We start from the raw sequence: 16,945 nt of genomic DNA, 5'->3' as shown, positions 1-16,945 counted from the left end.
TCTTTAAATATGGTAAAGTCTGGTGTATAGATTAATAAAGAGGAGTTGTAGGAATGACTGCGGAAGTAAAACCAACACATGCTAGAATGTTGAATAATACTAAAAATATAACTTTAGGAATTGCGATAATATCAACTATCCAAGCTGTATTAAGTACTATTTCGATTGTGAGTCTTTTTTCACTTCAGCAAAGAAAAGAGGTACTTGCTAATGCGAGTGTAACTGCCCTTATTCAAAACACTATTATGACTACAACTATTATGGCGGTAATTTGTATAGCATTTACGATTATGTTATTTCTTTCCTATGCCAAACTTAGAAAAGGGAATATTATTTCGCCAATAGTTTATTATTTTTATATGGCATTTACTGTATTAGGCGTGATTTTATCATTCATTAATACTAACATGAACTTTATTTCGCTTATTTTACCAGCTGTGCTACTTGCGTTAAGCGTTTCTTGCATTTTAAATCTTAGGAGAATGCAGTAAAAGTAGCAATTGCGTGATTTTTTTACATACTAAACACAAAAAACGTTCAATAAAAAATCAATTGAGGTAATAGAAATTATGAGTTCAAAATTAATGCGAGGAACGGCAGTACTAACAGCCGGGACATTGTTATCTAAAATATTAGGAATTCTGTATGTTATTCCATTTTACTGGATTGCAGGTGGAGAAGATGCGACTATACTTTATCAATATGGGTATGTTCCTTACCAAATATTCTTAAATATTGCGACAGCTGGTGTTCCGCTTGCAGTTGCCAAATACATTTCAAAATATAATTCATTAAATGAGTATGCGCTAAGTCAAAGGCTGTATAAATCAAGTGCCCGTTTAATGATTTTTACAGGAATTGCTAGTTTTTTAATTATGTATATTTTTGCACCTGTTTTAGCCGGAATGCAAGAGGTTAGTGGTGGAACTAGTATAGAAGATATTACAAGTGTGATTCGAGCAGTGAGTTTTGCTTTACTAATTATTCCGTTTATGAGCTTGCTACGTGGTTATTTCCAAGGGTTTCACTCTATGGGGCCATCTGCTGTCTCACAGGTTATTGAGCAAATAGCGAGAATTGTATTTTTGCTTGCTAGTACCTATATTGTGCTTCATTTAATTAATGGAAGTCTTGTAACCGCAATGAGTTTAGCCACTTTTGCAGCTTTCGTTGGTGCATTCTTTAGTTTGCTATGTCTTATTTGGTATTATAAAAAACGACGACCGGGAATTCAGAAAATGATAGCGACAAGTGATAATCGTTTACAAGTATCAACTTTCCATTTGCTAAAAGAAATCTCCATATCTGCGGTTCCTTTTATTATTGTCGGTATGGCGATGTCTTTATATCAACAAATTGATTTATTTACTTTTGCACGTGTACTAACATATGACGGAGTATCTGGCAAAGCAGCAGAAGATTTGTTGTCCATCTTTAATTTTTCCGTTCAAAAAATTATTATGATTCCCGGGACGCTAGCTTTAGCATTTTCGATGACATTAGTTCCTTTAGTTGCAGCTTCATTTAATAAAGGGAAAATGCGAGAAGTACATCATTATTTAACAGCTGTTTTTCAAGTGTTACTATTTCTCGTTGTACCAGCTTGTTTAGGAATAGCGTTACTTGCTGATCCGCTTTACACCATATTTTATGGTCATAATGCCGATGGAGCAATGTTACTTCGCTTTTTTGCACCATTTGCGGTATTCTTTTCTTTATTTAGTGTAACTGCAGCGATTTTACAAGGAATTGATGAACAACGATATACAGTACTTAGCTTGTTACTTGGATTATTAACAAAATCCGTATTACAAATGCCGCTTATTTTATTATTTGGTGCAAAGGGTGGCGCGCTTGCAACAGGTCTTGGCTATATTGTTTCAGTGGTGTTTACCATTTTCATCATTAAAAAATATGCAAATTATTCATTTAAATATATTATCCGTCGTTTAGTTTTAATTTTAGGAATAAGTTTTGTAATGCTTGCGGTTGTTTGGCTTGTTTATCATGGCTTAGCACTATTTTTAAACCCGGAAGTAAGATTTTCTGCTTTGTTTATTGTTATCTTATCTGCTGGTGTAGGAGCATATATTTATGCGTTTCTTGCTGCGAAGGCTGGTTTGCTTGACTATATTCTAGGCGATCGGATGCAAAAAATTCGTCAAAAACTTCATTTGAATTAAACGTTTTATAAAGAACAAGCCAATATTTATTTAGGTTTGTTCTTTTTTTTTAAAACAGATAATGGTAAAGTAAACAAGGATGTATAATTTAATGTAAAGGAAGTTAGACGATGGGTTCAAAACTGCTCAGAGGAACTTTTATTCTGACGCTTGGGACATTAATCTCTAAAGTGCTCGGAATATTGTACGTGATTCCGTTTTATGCGATTATTGGAGGAGATGAACCAGCGCTTCTATATAATTTCGGTTATGTGCCGTATCAATTGTTCTTAAGTGTTGCAACTGCGGGGATACCACTTGCTGTTGCAAAATATATAGCAAAATATAATGCCATGGAAGAATATGCGGTTGGTCGACGTTTATTTAGAACTGGTGTTTACTTAATGATTTTCTCAGGAATAGTTTGTTTCTTAGCAATGTATGGACTCGCACCGACCCTTGCTAAGATGCAACAATTAGAAGGCGGATATAGTTTAGAAGATGGGATTCAGGTTATACGTGCTGTAAGTTTTGCTCTACTTATTATTCCAGTAATGAGCTTATTACGTGGATTTTTCCAAGGCTATAATTCGATGGGACCTTCTGCTGTATCTCAAGTATTAGAGCAAGTAGTCCGAATTATGTTTTTGCTTTCAGGAACATTTATTGTGATGTATGTGCTTGATGGAAATGTAGTTACTGCGGTTAGTGTAGCGACATTCTCGGCATTTGTTGGCGCTTTTGCCAGTTTGCTTTTATTACTTTGGTATTTTTATAAACGAAAACCAGGACTAGATGAAATGCTTTTAGAGGATCGTGGAACAGTCCAGCTTTCTATTCCTAGGCTATATAAAGATATTATTCTTTCAGCCATTCCTTTTATTATTGTTGGATCAGCAACCTCGCTCTATCAATTAATTGATCAATTTACTCTAGGGCGTGTGCTTGAATACATTGGAATAACACCGGCGATGGTTAATTCCTATGTAGCAATCATTAACTTTGATGTGCAAAAACTAATTATGATTCCTGGAACACTCGCAATCGCTTTTTCAATGGCTTTAGTTCCACTTGTGACAGGAGCTTATGTAAGAAGAGAATACGCGCAAGTGAAACGGCAACTGAATGATGTTTTTCAAATTTTGTTATTTTTAACTATCCCAGCTTGTTTTGGGATTGCAATGCTCGCTCGGCCATTATTTACAGTGTTTTTTGCACCGAGTAATGATGGAACAGAACTTTTACAATTATTTGCGCCAATTGCGGTTTTATTTTCCTTATTTAGTGTTGCTGCTGCTGTACTTCAAGGGATTGATGAACAACGCTTTACCGTGCTTGGTTTATTACTTGGTTTGCTTACAAAATCTGTATTGCAAATGCCGCTTATTATGTTATTTGAAGCAAAAGGATCGATTTTGGCAACAGGAGCGGGTTACGCCGTTTCATGTGTTTTTATGTTACTTATTATAAAAAAATATGTGCATTTTTCTTTCAAAATTATTATGCGACGAACGGTCTTATTTATCGGAATGACTGCTGTAATGGGTGTGGTTGTTATTGGGCTTTATATGAGTCTCGCAAACTTTATTAGCCCAAATCATAAAATGTCAGCATTCTTTTTAACGGCAATTTGTGGTGGAATAGGTGCAGTTTTTTATGGTTATATGGCGTTTAAATTACACCTATCTGATAAGTTATTTGGTCCACGTGGAACGAGAATACGTGAAAAATTAAGGATTCGCTAGGAGGATTATATGAAAAAAACACCATTTATTATTAGCGGCGTTGGTCTTCTTGGCTTTATTCTTTTTATGTCAGGAGTCATGACGAAGGCAAACTGGATACAAACATTTGATCATTACTGGAATAGCATTATTCGAGTCGGAATAACAGATACTAAAACTACGGCGATTTCATATTTAACTGATATTGGTGGGGTAGCAACGATTTGTCTGTTAACTGTAGTTGGAATAGTCATTTTGCTTTATTTGCGAAAAGTTGATATTGCGATTTGGTTTGGTGGCACAGTGTTGGTGGGTGGTGCGTTGATCCCATCTATTATTAAAAATATTGTTCAGCGCCCAAGACCGACATATAAGTTAATTGAACAAGGCGGTTTTAGCTTTCCAAGCGGACATGCAACTGGTTCAACAGTTTTCTATGGAATGCTTGCTTTTTTCCTAATTCTCTATGTGAGTAAAAGATGGTTACGTATTACAATTGCTGTTTTAGCGCTTTCTGTCATAGTGTTTGTTATGTGTACTCGTGTTTACTTAGGTGTTCATTTCCCAAGTGATGTGGTTGGTGGCTTCTTGATTGGAAATGCAGTGGTCTTTTGCTCTATTGGCTGCTACTTCCTTTGGGGTAAAAAATTAGCATTATGGGCAAATAAATTTAAAAAAATAGCTTAAAAAAGAAGCTGCTCCTTTTTATAGAGAGTAGCTTCTTATTATTTAGGCATGTTCATCTGTTTCACTAAAAATTTTCAAATATGTTGGAAGTTCTTCCGCGATTTCGGTTGGAAGCACGACATAACGTTTTTTTGCAAGAATTTCACCGATGTAACTATGCAGAAAAACAGCAGCAAGTGTTCCAATTATTGGTTTTTCTGTTTGAGCCATTAAACCACAAATGGTTCCTGCAAGCGTGTCACCCATTCCGCCAGTAGCCATCGCGGGAGTTCCATAAATATTTTGCCATGCTGATTCTCCAGCATATACTTTTGTTCGATGACCTTTTAGCACGATGGTGGCATCTAAAGTCATCGCAATCTCTGTGGTTGTCTCTGCTTTTGGGACAAGCGTTTTGAGCCGTTCCCATTCTCCTGCATGTGGTGTGAAAGTTAATTTTGCAGCAGGACGAGGAATTTCTCCTTTAGCGTAAATTGTAATGCCATCCCCATCAATAATAATTTGCTGTTTGTCGGTAGCATTTTGTAATACCAATTGGAAAATTTCTTCTGCATAAGCATCTAAACCAAGACCAGGACCAATTAAAATCGTATCAAACTGTTGGATCTGTTCACTTAAACTGGCGATATTTTCATAATCAATAAACATACATTCTGGAATACGTGTTTGAAGGGCGGGGCGGTTAACGCTATCAGAAGCAACCGTTGTTAAGCCAGCTCCACTTTTAACACATGCTTCAGCAGCCATAATTGCAGCGCCACCAAATTGCTTATTCCCAGCGACTATTAATACACGACCATAATCTCCCTTATGCGTTTCATCTTCTCGTTTTGGAATCCAGGCGCACATTGCTTTTGGTGTAATTTTCTTCACTTTTGTGAAACCTCCTTATGACACTGGCTTTTATCTACCGAACCGGGTAAAATAAAGAACAGATAAATCATGTTTATCTTAAATGATAAGGAGGCTTTTGTAAAATGAAACCTATATATCCTGCCGTAAAAGCCGTCATCGTAAAGGACGGAAAATTTCTCGCGCTTAAAAAGAAAGGTGTCGAAGGAGAAGTTTTTGAACTCCCAGGTGGACGGATGAATTACGGTGAAACACACGGGGAAGCACTTTTTAGAGAAGTTTATGAAGAAACGAAATTACAAGTGCAGCCATTTATTTTATATGATACATGGGAGTTTTTTCAGGAAGAATACCAAATTACAGGTGTTATTTATTTAGTTGAAATGCCGGAAACCGGAGCAATTGAACTATCAGAAGAACATGAAGCGTATCGCTTTTTACCACTTGAAAAGGATAGCTTACAATGGATGGATATTGTTTTCTCCTCTCGTATGGAACGCTGGGATATGGAAGCAATTAAAGGTTTTATGAGAAAATAAGGAGTTACGGCTTCCAAGCTGCGTAAAAACAGTTTACAATAGAGAAGATAAGTTTGAAGGAGGGAATATTGATGACAGAAATTAATTGGCAAAAAGAAGTGGAATCTCGTAAAGATGATTTCCTAGAAGACTTAAAAGGGTTACTTCGCATTCCTAGTGTTCGCGATGATAGTAAAAAAACAGAAGATGCGCCGTTTGGACCTGATGTGAAACGAGCACTCGATTATATGATAGACCTTGGTAAGAAAGATGGCTTTACAACAAAAGAAGTTGGTAATGTAGCAGGACATCTAGAATACGGTCAAGGAGAAGAGCTTGTTGGCGTTTTAGGTCATGTGGATGTTGTCCCAGTTGGTGATGGTTGGACAAATGGACCATTTGAACCAACTTTGCGTGATGGAAAACTTTATGCTCGTGGTGTGGCAGATGACAAAGGACCAACTATCGCAGGTTATTATGCATTAAAAATCATCAAAGAATTAGGCTTGCCACTTTCTCGTCGTGTACGAATCATCATTGGTTCTGATGAAGAAAGCGGAATGAGCTGTGTAGAACGTTATTTCGAAACAGAAGAACAACCAACGCTTGGTTTTGTTCCAGATGCTGAATTCCCAATAATTCATGCAGAAAAAGGTATTTCTGAATTAGATGTATCTTTTAAAGACGGAGAGGCAAGTGGGGAAGCAGCCTTTCGTTTACTAAGTTTCGAATCAGGCGAACGCTACAATATGGTACCAGATCATGCTAGTGCAATTATCGAAAACGTGAAAGACTTTGATGAACTTTCAAGCAGTTTCAAAAATTTCCTTGCTAACCACCCAGTAGAAGGAACATTAGAAGAAAATGGCAAAACTGTCAAAATTAATTTTGTTGGTAAGTCCGCGCATGCGATGGAACCTAACAATGGAATTAATGCCGGTCTTCATTTAGTAGCCTTTTTAGGTAAATTTAAACTAACTGGTGCTGCAAATGATTTTGTTACATTTGGTCGTGATTATTTATTTGGTGATTCTCGTGCCGTAAAACTTGGTATTAGTTATGAAGATAAAGAAAGTGGCGAATTAACTATGAATGTTGGTGTAATTCGTTATGATGTTGCAGAAGGTGGAAAATTTGGACTTAATTTCCGATATCCAGTAACAGCTAATATGGACAAACTAAAAAATAAAATGCAAACAGTTGTATATGAATATAATGCGCAGTATACGCATTACAGTGATTCTAAACCACTTTTCGTGCCAAAAGATCATCCTTTAATTCAAACTTTGCAAGAAGTTTATACGAAACAAACAGGTGAAGAAGCTACTTTACTTGCGATTGGTGGCGGAACTTATGCGCGTCATATGGAGACTGGTGTGGCGTTTGGCGCACTATTCCCAGGCCGTGAAGATACGATGCACCAAAAAGATGAATTCAGTTATTTTGATGATTTATTAAAAGCTACAGCAATTTATGCCGAAGCACTTTACAAATTAGCAAAGTAAGGGTTATAATTGAAAAAATTAACTGCTGCAAAGCTTAGTTTTGCAGCAGTTTCTCTATTTAATTAAGTTTTTAGATAGTTCCAACAAATTAACTAGCAAGGAGTGTCTTGAGATGAAAGTATTAGTAAATAACCATTTAGTGGAAAGAGATGAAGCCTCAGTTGATGTAGAAGATCGCGGCTATCAATTTGGCGATGGTGTATATGAAGTGGTTCGTTTGTATAATGGCCAATTTTTTACATATGATGAGCATATCGAGCGTTTATATGCGAGTGCAGCAAAAATTGATTTGGTTATTCCTTACACTAAAGAAGAACTTCGTAAATTAATAGAATCATTGGTTGCAGCCAATAACATTCATACTGGTAATGTTTATTTACAAGTTACTCGTGGCGTTCAAAATCCTCGTAATCATGTAATTCCTGACGATTTTCCACTGGAAGGAGTACTTACAGCAGCAGCACGCGAAGTTCCTAGAAATGAAAAGCAATTTATTGAAGGTGGAACAGCCATTACAGAAGAAGATGTTCGTTGGTTACGTTGTGATATTAAAAGTTTAAGCTTACTAGGTAATATTATGGCAAAAAATAAAGCGCATCAACAAAATGCTTTAGAAGCTATCTTACACCGCGGGGAACAAGTTACCGAATGTTCCGCATCTAATGTTTCTATCATAAAAGATGGCGTATTGTGGACACATGCGGCAGATAATTTAATTTTAAATGGTATTACGCGCCAAGTAATTTTAGATGTTGCTAGAAAAAATGGAGTTCCTGTACGAGAAGCTGATTTTACGTTGACAGATCTTCGTGAAGCAGATGAAGTTTTTATTTCCAGTACAACAATTGAAATTACACCTATTACACATATTGATGGTGTACAAGTAGGCGATGGAAAACGTGGACCAATTACCGCACAATTGCATAGCTATTTTGTTGAAGAAATTGTTCGTTCTTGCGGAGAATTAGCAGTAGCTAAATAAATGAATCTTCCAACCTTCCTTTAAAACGGGAAGGTTTTTTTATTGGGTATCATATATGTAAAAAATTATATAACTTTTATTTTATTACGGGGAGCTTAATGACCGCGCTTTCACTCGAAATCAGCTTAATTTAAGGGATTGACAAATATTCTTCAAGGTGTATAATTCAAAAGGATAATAGTTCGCATACGAAACATTTGCTTGCGAACAGTACGGAGGGGAAATAATGGAAGAAAAGTTAGTGAAAGAAGTGATTTTCTCTTTTCGCGAAGTACAACGAAAAACACACCATGTATTAGCGGAAGAAGCAGCTAATAGAGAAATTACAACAACGCAATTACTCGCCATTAGAGAGTTGCAGCGAGAATCTGAATTAACACTTGGAGAACTAGCTGAACGAATGAAATTGGGGAAAAGTACAGTTTCTGGAATTGTGGATCGCTTAGTAAAAGCTGGTTTTTTAGAGCGTACTCGTAATGAAAGTAACCGTCGTGCACTTAGCTTAGCGCTTACTGAAAAAGGTGCTAGCAAAGCAGCAGAAACGTATCATGTTTTCTTCAATCGTCTAGAACCAATTTTAAAAGTTGGGGAAGAAAAACTTCAAGCAATGTTAGAAATTCATCAAGAAATAATTACCATTTTAGAAAGGGAAGGTGCACAAGATTGAATATGAAAGCAGCAAGTACATCAGTGAAGCGTAATGGTATTTTAATTGTTATGCTAATGGGCGCCTTTGTTACGATTCTCAACCAAACGTTGATGAATGTCGCGCTACCAAGTATTATGAGAGATTTTGGGATTACAGCAAGTCAAGGACAATGGTTATCCACAGGATTTATGTTAGTGAATGGTGTCATGATTCCAATGACGGCATTTTTGATTGAACGATTTACAACACGTCAACTTTATTTATTTGCAATGGTTACTTTTGCCATTGGTACAGCGGTTGGCGGATTTGCAACGGACTATACAATGCTAATAGCTGGGAGAATGGTCCAAGCAGTTGGTGCGGGGATTGTTATGCCGCTATTAACCGTTGTTGTATTAAATTTATTCCCGATGGAACGAAGAGGTCGGGCGATGGGGCTTATTGGTTTAGCGATGAACTTTGCACCGGCAATTGGTCCGACACTTTCAGGTTGGATTGTTCAACAATATGATTGGCGCAATTTATTCTTTATTATTATTCCGTTTGCGATTTTAGATATTGTAGTAGCAATTTTCTTACTTAAAAATGTTGGGAAGCGGACTTTCCCGAAACTCGATATTCTTGGTGTAATTATGTCGACAGTTGGGTTTGGTAGCTTGTTATTAGGATTTAGTAATGCAGGTGATCATGCTTGGTTAACTTGGAAAGTAGCTGGATTTATTATTCTTGGTTTAGTTGTACTAGGATTATTTATTCGTTATCAAACAAGCTCCAAAGCACCACTTCTTAACTTTAGAGTATTTAAATATCCGACTTTTGCGCTTACGACATCGATTAGTTTCTTTGTTGTTATGGGGCTTTTTGGCGGAATGCTCTTACTACCAATTTTCTTACAAACAGTTCGTGGATTCTCTCCACTTGAGTCGGGGCTTGTCCTTTTACCAGGAGCGCTTGTGACTGCGATACTTTCTCCTGTGACTGGGATATTATTTGACCGATTTGGAGCGAAATATTTATCATTAGTCGGTTTGGTCATTATGGCGGTTTCTACGTTTATGTTCACAAGTTTAGATGAATCTACTACTTTAACGTATATTATCATCATTCAAACAATTCGTTCAGCGGGAATGGCCATGGTAATGATGCCACTCCAAACTGCTGCACTTAACTCACTACCACTTAATCTTGCATCCCACGGGTCAGCAATGTTTAATACAATGAGGCAAGTAGCAGGATCTATCGGAACAGCAGCATTGATTACTATTATGTCAAAAAGTGCAGCTAGTTTTGCGAAAAACATGGGCCCAAGTGATGTCATGGGTAAAACAAAAGCGGAGATTGCTAATCATGTACTTATTCACGGAATTGAAACAGCCTTTTTAGTAGCAGGAATTCTTTCTGTAGTTGCTTGCATTTTAGCGCTCTTTATTAAAAAAAATAATAGCACAAGAGAACCAATCGTCGAAAAAACAGAATAAATATAATTATTATTTAGAAAAACCACCTGTTGAATCTGTGTCTAATCGGATTTTCCTAGGTGGTTTTTTTATACTTCTATTTGTAGTGTTTTTAAATAAAAAATTGCAATAACGAACATATGTTGACTTGACTAGAAGAGTGAAGAGAAGTAAAATCATGAATAGTTACCAATTTGTTCGGAAGTATTTTTAAAGGGCATAGGGAAGTTGCAAAGAGCTAGTAAAAGGTGTGTATGTAAATGAAAGATAATTTTTTTGGGAGAGAATATGACATAGCGCCGGCTGGTGGGGAAACTGGTCAAGCATTTGTTGCAACGCATGAAGACGAAAAATTCTTTTTAAAAAGAAATTCTTCGCCTTTTTTAGCTGCACTTTCTGTAGAAAATATTGTACCAAAACTTGTTTGGACAAGACGTGTGGAAAATGGCGATGTAATTACAGCGCAAAAATGGGTAAACTGTCATATTTTAACGCGGGATGAAATGAATGGAAGTAGGGTGGCTGCCTTGCTTGCTAAAATTCATCATTCAGAAACTTTGCAACATATGCTAGAAAAAATCGAGAATTGTTATTTTTCAGCAGAACAACTACTGGCTCGGTTAAAAACAGAAGTAGCTGCCTATAGTAATACGACACCTTCTATGATAGAAGCAATACAATACTTGGATTTAAACCTTCCATCAATTGGACAGACGGATTATGTCGTTTGTCATGGAGATGTAAATCATAATAATTGGATTATTTCTGAGGAGAATGAATTGTTTCTAGTAGATTGGGACGGTGCAATGCTTGCAGATGCTGCAAATGATATTGGAATGATTTTATACCAATATATTCCACGTAATGAGTGGGAAAAGTGGCTTTCTGAATATGGGACAACCTTAACGCCGGATTTACATCGCAAATTAAAATGGTATACAATTTGCCAAACGGTGATGCAGTTGACTTTAAATCAATCGTTTGAAGCGAATGAACGAGCAAAACAAATTTTTCAAAATGCAATAGAAGATGATGAGGTGTAAAGAACGATGCGTGTAAAACATAAACCATGGGCTAAAGACAGATTGCAAGAATTTCCAGCAATTTATATTGAAAACCCAGAAGACCTAAAAGGAAAATGGCAAGAAGTATTTGGTAATGATCATCCAATTCATATCGAAATTGGTTCTGGAAAAGGACAGTTTATAAGCGGAATGGCAAAAGCAAATCCAGCTATTAACTATATTGGCATTGAAATGATTGAAAGTGTTCTTGTTTCTGCGCTAGATAAGGCAATTGAAGCAGATGTACCCAATTTACGTTTAGTGGCTCGTGATGCTAAATTATTGGAAGAATGTTTTGAGAAGGGGGAGATAGCACAAATTTATCTTAATTTCTCAGATCCGTGGCCAAAAAAACGCCATACAAAACGTCGTCTAACCAATCCTACTTTCCTTGCTATTTATGAACGACTTTTACCGAAAGCAGGAGAAATTCATTTTAAAACAGATAATCGCAGCTTATTTGAATATTCATTAGTAGCGTTTTCTGCCTATAATATGCTACTCACTTTTGTTTCGCTTGATTTACATAATAGCGATTATGAAGGAAATATCAAAACTGAATATGAAGAAAAATTTTCAGCTAAAGGATTTCCGATTTATCGGCTTGAAGCAAAATTTGATAGAGACGAAGGATGAATCAGGTGCATTTACTGCATCTGGTTTTTATATTTTAAGGGAGGAATGTATAATGGATACAATTCAAATTGGTGATATTACGATATATTGGTTAAGAGGCGGTTACACACATTTTGATGCAGGTGCGATGTTTGGTGTTGTACCTAAGCCGCTTTGGGAGAAAAAATATCCAGCAAATAAAAATAATCAGCTTGCGACTGTGACGGATCCAATGTTTTTTCGATTTGAAGGAAAAAATTATTTAATTGATAGTGGAATAGGGAATAATCGTTTAACAGAAAAACAAAAACGTAATTATGGTGTGACAGAAGAATCACACGTACTGGAAGATTTAGCTAAACTAGGTGTCTCTCCAGAAGATATTGATTATGTCTTAATGACACATTTACATTTTGATCATGTGCTTGGTTTGACAGGTGTTTCTAAAGAAGGTTACCATTCTGTTTTTAAAAACGCTGAAATTTGGACTTCTAAGACGGAATGGGATGAAATGCAACAACCAAACATTCGTTCCAAGGCGACATACTGGAAAGAAAATTGGGAGCAAATTGAGTCACAAATTCATACTTTTGAAAAGGAAATACAAATCAATAAAGCGATAAAAATGGAACTTACTGGAGGGCATAGTGAGGGACATGCAATTATTTGGTTGGAATCAAACGGAGAAAAAGCTGTTCATATGGCGGATATTTTTCCAACATTTGCTCACCAAAATGTTCTTTGGGTTACCGCATATGATGATTATCCAATGACATCCATTGCCGCAAAACAAACTATTTTTGAAAAAACATTTGGAGAAAATTATTGGTTTTTATCTTATCATGATGCAAGATTCCGGGCTGTTAAAATAGCTGCAAATGGAGATATTCAGCAGAGTTACCAAATTAATAACCGAACTTAAGAAGTGTTTAAACGCTTCTTTTTTTGAGGGTATTTATATTATATGGTATTATAGAATTATAAATCGCTCAATGAAGCCAAATTAATAACCCGGGTAGGGGGATTAACTGTAAATACTGTAAGGGGGTATATAAGTGGAACAGGTTGATCGGAAAGCATTGATAACAAGATTTGCTAAAATTGAAGGGCATGTGCGCTCAATAAAAAATATGACTGAAGAAGAACGCGACTTCGAAATGATTATGCAGCAAATTGGTGCAGTAAAAAAAGCAATGGACGCAGCAGCAAAAGTGATTTACACTGAACAGATGAAAGAGCTTATTAAGCAAGGCGAAATAGATGAAGTAATCGTTAAAAAGAAAATAGACAGCTATATTCGTTAATTGTCTATTATGGTTAGAGTGATGTTATTGGTGCGAGGAGGATAATCCGGATGAGTAGTTCCCAATTATTATTGCCAAGATGGCGCAAAATAGTCCATATGCTTTATTTAAGAATGTCCTATATTAGTGGAAGAGAGATCGGTGAATCATTAGCGGTCACCCCTAGAACAATTCGGAATGATATTAAGGCTATTAATCCTTTACTACAAGTTGCTGGAAACAAAATTGAATCTCTTCCAGGTGTAGGTTATCGTTTAATTATAGAAGATGAAAAGGCACTTCAAGAATTGCTGTTAGACGATTCCACCGGACAATCAAATATGAATATTGTTCCCATGTTTGCAGAAGAGCGAGCAGATTATATTATTCGTTATTTACTATTAAAAAATGATTACGTTAAGCTGGAAACACTTGCAGAAGAACTTTTCGTCAGTAAGTCAACCATAAATTCCGATATTTTAGAAGTAAAGGAAAAGCTGAAAGATTATTCATTATCCGTTGAAAGAAGGGCGGGTTACGGTATCCGGATTTCTGGGACAGAGTTAGCAATTCGTTTTTGTTACTCTAGATATTTACTTGCAGAATCTGCTACCCCGCTAATCACGGAAACAGAAAGAACTTTTTTTCATGATGTAAGTTTAGAAAAAATGCTCGAAATTGTTGTCTCCAATGTAGCAAAATATAATATTCATATGACAGATATTTCCGTTAAAAATTTAATTATCCATATTGCAATTGCCGTTTCACGTGTCAAAGAAAACTGTTATATTACGGCAACCGATTTAGAAGATATTGAATTTAGTATGTCTGAATTACGAGCGGCACAAACAATTATGAAAGAAATTGAACTTGCGGAAAAAATTCATTTTCCAGAAAGTGAGATTTCCTATATTTTATTACATTTAAGCGCGAAAAATTGGAAAAGTGGATTTAATAATTACCGTGAATATATCATTGTGGATAAAATATTAGAGCAAATTAAACGGCTGTATGGTTATGACTTTCAACAAGACCGAAAGATGGTTTCAAATATTGCGCTGCATTTAAAACCAGCCATTAATCGAATTAAATTTAAAATGAACATCCAAAATCCTTATTTGGAAAATTTAAAAGAGAACTATCCATTTGCGTTTGAACTAGGTCTAGTGGCAAAAGATGTATTAGAAACAGAGTTGAAAACAGAGGTTAATGAGGCGGAAGCAGGTTATTTAGCCATTCATTTTTTATATGGACTTGATAAAGAATTTGTACATCAAAAGCAAAAAGTGTTAATAGTTTGTGCTTCTGGGCTAGGAACATCCCAATTACTTGAGTCTAAAGTAAGAAAACAATTTGCTGGGAGCTTGGATATTGTCGGAGTATATTCATTTAAGGACTATAAAACAAAGGGTACCTCTTGTGACTTTGTTATTTCAACAGTTCCATTGCAAACAACGCGACATCCAGTAGTCCAAGTATCGCCATTTTTAACGAAAGAAGATATTGAAAACATTTCTTTATTATTGAAAACAGATGAAGCAGAAAACCAATTAGAATTCGAAAAAATTTTTCGTGAAGGACTGTTTTTAATTAGTACGAAAACAAATAAAGCAGAAATATTAGCTGATTTAGCGGGACTTTTACGACAAAAGCAGCTAGTTGGTGCTGATTACTTGCCGTCACTTATTGAACGCGAAGAAATTGTGCCGACTTATTTGGGAAATGGACTTGCTGCCCCTCATCCAGTGGAAGCGGAAGTTTTAGAAACAGTTATTGCAGTATGTATTTGTCCTGCTGGAGTAGATTGGAACGAGGAAAAGCGAGCGCAAGTAGTTTTTATGTTAGCGGTAAAAAATGAAGAACAAAAGCGATTGGCGACGCTCTATACGCTAATTAGCGATTTAGTAGAAAACCCTAAAGCGATGAATGAACTTAAACGAGTAACCGATTTTGATAGCTTTATGCGTGTGCTGCGAACGATTTAAGAAGATAACTGCAGTAAGAAAAGCTCCTTTTTAAACAGAAAAATGGGAGTTTTTTTCTTTATTTCCGCATCTACTAATTTAATGGGGAAAAAGACTGGATTTATTTACTAGAAAGAAAGCGCTACACTTATTGTAATATCTAAGGAGGTTTAAGAAATTGAAAAAATTCATCGAGAAATTAAGTTGGTTATCACAGAAGCTTGGAAATCAAATTCATTTGAAGTCCATGCGTGATGCATTTGCTACTATTTTACCTTTTATTATGTTAGCAGGATTTATGGTTTTAATTAATAACGTAATTATCAAGCCGGATGGTTTTATGTCCGCCATTATTAGTTCAGAAACACTAACTACTTGGCAAAACCTAGGTAATAGTATTGTAAACGGGACGCTTGGAATAATCACTATTTTAATTGGCGCATCCGTTTCTTATTTCCTAGCGCAAAATCGTAAATTTGAAAATCCTTTTGCTCCAGCACTTATGACGATTGCTTTAATTGTTATTTTTGTACCTGCTATTACAGAAGTAGTTCCAATGGGCGCAGAAAAAACAGTTGAAGTGACTGGTGTATTACCACTTTCATTAATGGGCTCTGCAGGGATGTTTGTTGGTATTGTTACGGCATTACTTTCAACAGAAGTATTTATTCGTCTTTCAAAGAGCGAAAAAATGAAGATTCGTATTTCAGGGGATAGTGTTCCACCAGCAGTTATTAAATCATTTAATGTACTTATCCCAACAATGTTAACAGTTCTTATTTTTGCATTTATCTCTTTCTTAGTGGCAACACTATTCAGTCTAAACTTGTATTCATTAATTAGTACACTTATTCAAAAACCATTAACATTCCTTGTAACAAGTGTGCCTGGATTCTTAACGTTAATGACAATTTCTCAAATGCTATATTCTATTGGTATTGCTGGAAGTGGTATTCTTGGTCCGATTATGGATCCTGTGCTACTCGCTAATATGCAAGAAAATATGACGGCGTTTGCTAATCATGCAGAAATTCCACATATTATTAACACAACTTTCCGTGATATTTTTGGTGTTATGGGTGGAGGCGGAAATACAATTGCCTTATTAATCGCTATCTTTATCTGGTCTAAACGTAAAGATTATCGTGAAATTGCAACACTTTCCTCTGCTCCAGGTCTATTTAATATTAATGAACCGGTTGTTTTCGGACTACCAATTGTTTATAACTTAAGTTTAATGATTCCATTTATTATCTCTACACCATTATGTTTAGGTCTAGCGTATATAGCGACAAAACTCCAATTGATTTCTGAAGTTGTAGTTATGGTTCCGTGGACGACTCCGGTTGTGGCATCAGGATTCCTAGCGACTGGTGGAGACTGGCGTGCAGCTGTATTCCAAATCTTTTTAATCGGCGTTTGTGTACTTCTATATTTACCATTCTTAAAAGCGAACGATCGAGTAAAAGCGGCATAGGAGGAC

General features: G+C 36.0%; 16 protein-coding genes. 15 read left to right on the top strand and 1 reads right to left on the bottom strand.

Annotated features, from left to right (window positions below; translation table 11 throughout):
• Positions 1–53: 53 nt before the first annotated feature.
• From HCJ45_RS02590 to HCJ45_RS02575, 4 genes are all read left to right on the top strand, one after another.
• Entirely contained in the window at positions 54–491 is a 438-nt protein-coding gene (locus tag HCJ45_RS02590) for a hypothetical protein (protein WP_185347886.1), read from the top strand.
• A gap of 78 nt (positions 492–569) precedes the next feature.
• Positions 570–2,183, top strand: a complete 1,614-nt coding sequence (locus HCJ45_RS02585) for a putative polysaccharide biosynthesis protein (protein WP_185395567.1) — start codon at positions 570–572, stop codon at positions 2,181–2,183.
• A gap of 110 nt (positions 2,184–2,293) precedes the next feature.
• The gene (locus tag HCJ45_RS02580; protein WP_185395568.1) at positions 2,294–3,907 is read left to right on the top strand and encodes a putative polysaccharide biosynthesis protein; all 1,614 of its coding nucleotides are present in this window, start codon (positions 2,294–2,296) and stop codon (positions 3,905–3,907) included.
• 9 nt (positions 3,908–3,916) lie between these two features.
• A complete protein-coding gene (locus HCJ45_RS02575) occupies positions 3,917–4,573 on the top strand; it encodes a phosphatase PAP2 family protein (protein WP_185395569.1) in 657 nt (218 codons plus the stop codon).
• 42 nt (positions 4,574–4,615) lie between these two features.
• Here HCJ45_RS02575 and HCJ45_RS02570 read toward each other — a convergent pair whose 3' ends face one another.
• Positions 4,616–5,446: an NAD(P)H-hydrate dehydratase gene (locus tag HCJ45_RS02570; protein WP_185395570.1), complete on the bottom strand. Its 831-nt coding sequence runs from the start codon at positions 5,444–5,446 to the stop codon at positions 4,616–4,618.
• Between the two features lie 104 nt (positions 5,447–5,550).
• Between HCJ45_RS02570 and HCJ45_RS02565 the strand changes: the two genes are divergently transcribed.
• The 11 genes from HCJ45_RS02565 to HCJ45_RS02515 all read left to right on the top strand — a co-directional run bounded on the left by HCJ45_RS02565 (position 5,551) and on the right by HCJ45_RS02515 (position 16,939).
• Positions 5,551–5,964, top strand: coding sequence for an NUDIX hydrolase (locus HCJ45_RS02565; RefSeq protein WP_185395571.1), 414 nt, complete (start codon positions 5,551–5,553; stop codon positions 5,962–5,964).
• Between the two features lie 71 nt (positions 5,965–6,035).
• Positions 6,036–7,448: a dipeptidase PepV gene (gene pepV, locus HCJ45_RS02560; RefSeq protein ID WP_185395572.1), complete on the top strand. Its 1,413-nt coding sequence runs from the start codon at positions 6,036–6,038 to the stop codon at positions 7,446–7,448.
• Between the two features lie 112 nt (positions 7,449–7,560).
• Entirely contained in the window at positions 7,561–8,430 is an 870-nt protein-coding gene (dat, locus tag HCJ45_RS02555) for a D-amino-acid transaminase (RefSeq protein ID WP_185347905.1), read from the top strand.
• 226 nt (positions 8,431–8,656) lie between these two features.
• Positions 8,657–9,097, top strand: a complete 441-nt coding sequence (locus HCJ45_RS02550) for a MarR family winged helix-turn-helix transcriptional regulator (RefSeq protein ID WP_187123938.1) — start codon at positions 8,657–8,659, stop codon at positions 9,095–9,097.
• Positions 9,094–10,557, top strand: coding sequence for a multidrug efflux MFS transporter MdrM (gene mdrM, locus HCJ45_RS02545; protein ID WP_187123937.1), 1,464 nt, complete (start codon positions 9,094–9,096; stop codon positions 10,555–10,557). Before HCJ45_RS02550 ends, mdrM begins: the two co-directional genes overlap by 4 nt.
• A gap of 239 nt (positions 10,558–10,796) precedes the next feature.
• Positions 10,797–11,579, top strand: a complete 783-nt coding sequence (locus tag HCJ45_RS02540) for a phosphotransferase family protein (RefSeq protein WP_187123936.1) — start codon at positions 10,797–10,799, stop codon at positions 11,577–11,579.
• Positions 11,580–11,585: 6 nt separating this feature from the next.
• Positions 11,586–12,236 carry a tRNA (guanosine(46)-N7)-methyltransferase TrmB gene (gene trmB / locus HCJ45_RS02535; RefSeq protein ID WP_187123935.1) on the top strand — a complete coding sequence of 217 codons (651 nt, stop codon included), beginning with the start codon at positions 11,586–11,588 and terminating at the stop codon, positions 12,234–12,236.
• Positions 12,237–12,288: 52 nt separating this feature from the next.
• The gene (locus tag HCJ45_RS02530) at positions 12,289–13,137 is read left to right on the top strand and encodes a YtnP family quorum-quenching lactonase (RefSeq protein ID WP_187123934.1); all 849 of its coding nucleotides are present in this window, start codon (positions 12,289–12,291) and stop codon (positions 13,135–13,137) included.
• A 133-nt stretch (positions 13,138–13,270) separates the two neighbouring features.
• On the top strand, positions 13,271–13,519 hold the full coding sequence (locus tag HCJ45_RS02525; protein ID WP_187123933.1) for a metal-sensing transcriptional repressor: 249 nt from the start codon (positions 13,271–13,273) through the stop codon (positions 13,517–13,519).
• A 50-nt stretch (positions 13,520–13,569) separates the two neighbouring features.
• A complete protein-coding gene (locus tag HCJ45_RS02520; protein ID WP_187123932.1) occupies positions 13,570–15,483 on the top strand; it encodes a BglG family transcription antiterminator in 1,914 nt (637 codons plus the stop codon).
• 157 nt (positions 15,484–15,640) lie between these two features.
• The gene (locus HCJ45_RS02515) at positions 15,641–16,939 is read left to right on the top strand and encodes a PTS sugar transporter subunit IIC (RefSeq protein WP_187123931.1); all 1,299 of its coding nucleotides are present in this window, start codon (positions 15,641–15,643) and stop codon (positions 16,937–16,939) included.
• Positions 16,940–16,945: the final 6 nt, after the last annotated feature.

Origin of the sequence: Listeria immobilis (assembly GCF_014322845.1) — a bacterium.
In the GTDB taxonomy this organism is placed as follows: domain Bacteria; phylum Bacillota; class Bacilli; order Lactobacillales; family Listeriaceae; genus Listeria; species Listeria immobilis.
Note: the sequence above shows the minus strand (reverse complement) of the source record. Positions and strands in the feature narration are given on the sequence as shown.